Source organism: Lacinutrix sp., from assembly GCF_037625555.1.
Lineage (GTDB): Bacteria > Bacteroidota > Bacteroidia > Flavobacteriales > Flavobacteriaceae > Lacinutrix.
This window is the reverse complement of the sequence record NZ_JASJHV010000005.1, coordinates 1-4,938: the sequence shown is the minus strand read 5'-3', so window position 1 is coordinate 4,938 and position 4,938 is coordinate 1. Positions and strand designations below refer to the sequence as shown.

Genomic DNA, 4,938 nt, shown 5'->3' with positions numbered 1-4,938 from the left:
TAGTTCACTTTTTGCTGACGTTATACAATAATTAGTAACTATTTTTATTTAAATTATTCTTAATTTTACAAAAGGGATTTTGTTTTATAAGAAATAGTAAGTATTTTGTAATAATTAGTAACTTGATTCCCTTAAACCAATAATTTTATGGTTTTCTTTTTAGAAAATATCTTTTCTATCGTAGTTGGTTTTGTGGGTTTATTAGTAACCTGTATTCTGATTTTTTCGAAAACATCAAACAAGTATGTAAATATTTACCTTGCACTGGTTCTTTTTATTGTTTCTATGAGATCGATACATGGAGGGTTTTCAGAAAACTATAACCTAATGTATGTAGATATAGATTTTAAGGGGTTAATACCACTATATATTATTGTGATACCCCTTTCTTACTTATACTTTGAATCATTATTAATAGATAGAATTCATATAAAAAATAAGGTGTCCCTACATTTTTTACTACCTATCTTTTTGGTGATTTTTTCTACTTTTCAAAATAAATTCAAGTTGTTAGAACCTGCTCTTTTTTATTCGATATTTTCTTTTATTCTCATTAGTATTTTACTCTTTTATATAATTAAAAATAGTTTTTTGTTTTTTTAAAAAATAAATCCTCAACTTCTGAGAAGCATTTTAATTTAATAAATAAATGGGTTTCTTTTATTTATATTATCTTTATTATGGGAAGTATAAGACTTATTGTTTCTATGTATTTTGATTTTGAAAGAAGTCAAAAAGGTTTTGGAAACATCTCTAATTTTTTTAAAAACTGTGTACTACTTTTTCTCTTCGTAAAACTCTTAATAAGTCCAGAAATTCTTTTTGGATACCCAAGATTAAAAGACAGATTGTTTGCTTTTGATAAAGATCTAATATTTAATTATGAAATATGGAGCATTAAAGAGGTAGCAACTTCAAGTCGTCAAGATTCTAAACTAAGTCAATTGATGAATACTAAAATAGAGTCTTATTTAAATGAAATTGAACAATTTATTATTAATGAAAACCCTTTTAGGAGTCCGAAGTATACAGTGAGTGACTTGGCGAAAAATTTAAGTATTCCTTCTAGTCATTTAGCATATATCTTTAAATATTATTGTAAAATGTCATTTGTTGAGTATAAAAACCTTCATAGAATTGAAGATGCTTTGATATTAATAAATGATGGGTTTTTAGATTCAAAAACTTTTGATGGCTTAGCTAAAAAAGTAGGTTATGTTTCCTATAATCCATTTTTTACGTCATTTAAAAAACGAACCAATTATTCTCCAAAACAATACCAGAAGCTTAACGTTTAAAAACGGATTTTCTTTAAAATAACAATTAAAGTTAATTTTAAATATTAATATAATAAAAAGATACCAACATATTTAATGAAACCTAAACCTTTCAAGTTTAAAGAATTTACAGTGGAACAAGATAAAGTGGCTATGAAGATAGGCACAGATGGCGTTTTATTAGGTGCTTGGTGTACTGTTGATAAATATCCAGATACTATTTTAGATGTCGGTGCAGGTAGTGGCGTTGTTGCGCTAATGATTGCAGAGCGCTCTAACGCCATGACCATTCATGCTGTGGAGGTAGATGAAAATGCATATGAACAAAGTATATGTATAGTTACTTTTTCATTTTTAAAGTTATATTGTTCTTTTAAAGAAACTCAAGGTCTCCAGACTTACGAAATAAACGGATATAAAACAACCCCAACTAACGCACCCAATACCATATAATTCCTGGATCTGGTAAGCAGCTGTCACCACAACCACTGCCACTGTGCATGTAAGGAGCTGGAAACCAACCACTACGTGCAATTAATGTTCCCCACCAAGCACCATTAGGGTTATTACTTGTTGTAATAAACCCTGCGGAATCAGAATACCAAGGCATGCGTTGTTCAATACTATCATCGTGGTAGTTCCAAGTACCAAATTTTGTATTGATGGTTACGTTTGTTTGTGTATTATTTGAGTTTACAAAACTGTAGCTGCCATTAGCAGTCCAAATAGCACCATGTGCACCTCTTGTACCTGCATCAATCATATATTCAAATCCACTTTCACTTCTTTTGATGTAATCAGCCCATCCAATAATGGAATAATTAGCAGTTGAAGTACTTATAACATCTGATGCATTTGAAAACGGTATAGTTGTATTTAATGATATTGCATTAGCATAAGTCCAACCATTAGTATTTGAATTTTTCATGATCAAAGTCCAACCTCCATCATCGGTAGTCATATCTGCATAGATCTGAAAAGGCGTTCCGCTATTTATATTTGAATTGGCTATCCAATACAGCCCGTCTGTAGAACCCGGAAAGTCTTGTTTTATTTGATAAGCACTGGTACTAGATGTTGCGGAAGTTAGCCCGTCTGGAGCTGTTGATGTAGATATGCGTTTTCCATTCGCTGTCAAGCCACTGCTTCCTCCTAAGGCCCCATATTTATTTACTAAATCAACACTAGCAATAGAAATTTTACCATGTTTTGTAAGATGCTGAGGAGCATCTATTACAATATACGAACCAGATGTTGGTGCTGCTGTTACAACATTACCCGCAGTATCTGTTCCTGTTGCCAGTACAAATGTTTGCGTACCAGCACCTGTTCCCACTGTCCAAGCATATGTATAAGAGTTTGCACTTACTTTAGTCATGTTTGTGGCACTGATGGTTTCTACACCACTACCGGATATTTGCATCACAGGGTTATCTGCAATATTTTCATTAAAAGTAGCTGTAATGGTAACAACATCATTTACTGAAACAGAAGCCACAGTAGTGCCACCTACGCTGTAAGCTAAGGATGCGCTAGGGGAAGTTGTCTCTGGAAACGATTCTCCAGACTCCGGGCTTAAATCAGGTCCATTTAGCCCCCATTTATTTGCTAAATAATCTTCAACTCGCTCTCTGTTTGCGTCTGTAAGATACTCAGAGAAAATAATCAACTCTAGCATTTCTCCGTTGAAGAATTCAGCAGTACCCATTCTCGATCCGATATAAAAGTTGTTTGCAGAATTTGGAATCGATTGATTATGATTGGTTGTACTCTTTGAGGTTCCATCAATCCATTGATCCAAGTTATTATTCGCATCGTGATATCTGAAAATTCCTATTCTTGCTTGCCCATCAAACGGATACGTTCCTGAACCACCATCTTGCTCACTACTATTAATATACATATTTATCTTAGACTGTCCATGCCATTGGTATTCCCAAACGGAGTAATTTCTACCCATAATATTTTTATATCCACCAACTGAAGATTTTACGACGGCTATAAATGTGTGTTCTGCAAAGGCTTGTTCCATGGTGGCATTGTCTACGCTAAGCATATCGTTTCCATCAAATTGAATGGAGTATTTACTCCCTTCTGCTACAACAACAGGGCGTTTGCTTACTGTTGCTTGTGTAACATGAATGTCGTTTGCGCTTTTGTCTACCCATGTCGCAATCTCGTCACCCGCACTAACGCTTCCTGTGCCATGCGGATCATTACCATCATACCAAGCAACCAAGGTGCCCAGGTCTTCTAAACTAAATATATTATCTATTGTAATAGTAGCTCCAGATGTTGGTGTTGCTGTTACAACATTACCCGCACTATCTGTTCCTGTTGCCAGTGCAAATGTTTGTGTACCATCACCTGTTCCCACTGTCCAAGCATACGTATAAGACGTTGCACTTACTTTAGTCATGTTGGTGGCACTGATGGTTTCTACACCACTACCGGATATTTGCATCACAGGGCTATCTGCTATATTTTCATTAAAAGTAGCGGTAATGGTAACAACATCATTTGCTGAAACAGAAGACACAGTAGTACCTCCTAAGCTGTAAGCTAAGGAACCTGCGGGTGCGGTATTATCTTGGATAGCATAGCCGGTTACCCAATCAGTACTACTATCCATATTAGTTAAAGTCCCTGTATTGGCATTACTACTATTGTCTGTTAATACCGTACCGCTTCCATTACTCATTTTATAATAAGCTATCAAACCGCTTTCAGTACCTAACAATTCAGTATGCATGTTGGCTTGAATTTCTGTTTGGGTACGAGCAATGTTCCAAATACGTACCTCGTCTAATTTACCTGTAAAATACGTATGCATACCAGGCCCGTAACCAATAGTTAAGGGTTCGTTTCCAGTATATGGAGTACCTGTATACGGAAGCTCACCGATTTTAACACCATCTATATAAAGGGTTAATAGATTTCCTTCTCTAGTTGCTGCAATATGATACCATTTATTATTTTCTAATTGAATATCAGGGTATAAATTAGCACTGGAAGGGCCATACATTTGAAACAGTAACCGATTATTAGTGTCAAGCCAAACCCCATACGTTCTGCTGCCCCCTTCCCCTTTACCAATAATTCTAGTCCAGTCGCTGGCATTTTGACTAATGTATACCCAATTTTCAATTGAGATATCAGCACTTATGTCTAGAGCAGAAACATTATTAGCCGTAGCTACATAATCATCTACCCCATCAAAATCAAGCGCATAATTTTGAGATACCGGATAGCCGGTTACCCAATCAGTACTGCTATCCATATTGGTTAGGGTAGCAGTATTTGTATTTCCACTGGCATCAATTGTTGTATTCCCTGTTCCATCGTCCATTTTATAGTAGCCTACTAAATTCCCGGAAGACGTGTATGCTCCAGAATTAGAAGCTGCATCTAAACCAATACCTGAGTTGTATAAGGTGGTAATTTCTGCAGCGGTGAGTGCTTCATTCCAAACAGCAACTTCATCTATGATTCCAGTGTAAAAGTTTCCACCACCATTCTGATTTGCTCCTATTGTAAATGTACCGGCTGAAGAATGATTTCCTTCTGTTAACCCTGTGGTATATTCTGTTCCGTTATAGTAAAAACGCATTGCACCATTATCATAAACCGCAACAACATGCTGCCAAACTCCTGCTGTAAC

The 4,938-nt window shown here is 35.4% G+C and carries 2 protein-coding genes and 1 pseudogene; 2 read left to right on the top strand and 1 reads right to left on the bottom strand.

The window, feature by feature from the left end; all coding sequences use genetic code 11:
- Nucleotides 1-680 precede the first annotated feature (680 nt).
- Nucleotides 681-1,298, top strand: coding sequence for an AraC family transcriptional regulator (locus QNK89_RS00220; RefSeq protein WP_340168906.1), 618 nt, complete (start codon nt 681-683; stop codon nt 1,296-1,298).
- Nucleotides 1,299-1,373: 75 nt separating this feature from the next.
- Nucleotides 1,374-1,610: pseudogene (locus tag QNK89_RS00215) on the top strand (methyltransferase); the annotation flags it as partial.
- Nucleotides 1,611-1,707: 97 nt separating this feature from the next.
- On the opposite strand, the gene QNK89_RS00210 reads toward QNK89_RS00215, so the two are convergent.
- On the bottom strand, nt 1,708-4,557 hold the full coding sequence (locus QNK89_RS00210; protein ID WP_340168907.1) for a LamG-like jellyroll fold domain-containing protein: 2,850 nt from the start codon (nt 4,555-4,557) through the stop codon (nt 1,708-1,710).
- Nucleotides 4,558-4,938: the final 381 nt, after the last annotated feature.

Bases quoted from the DNA above. Each gene is read 5' to 3' on its own strand.
- QNK89_RS00220 (WP_340168906.1), top strand. From the start codon at position 681: ATGGGAAGTATAAGACTTATTGTTTCTATGTATTTTGATTTTGAAAGA.
- QNK89_RS00210 (WP_340168907.1), bottom strand. From the start codon at position 4,557: ATGGATAGCAGTACTGATTGGGTAACCGGCTATCCGGTATCTCAAAAT.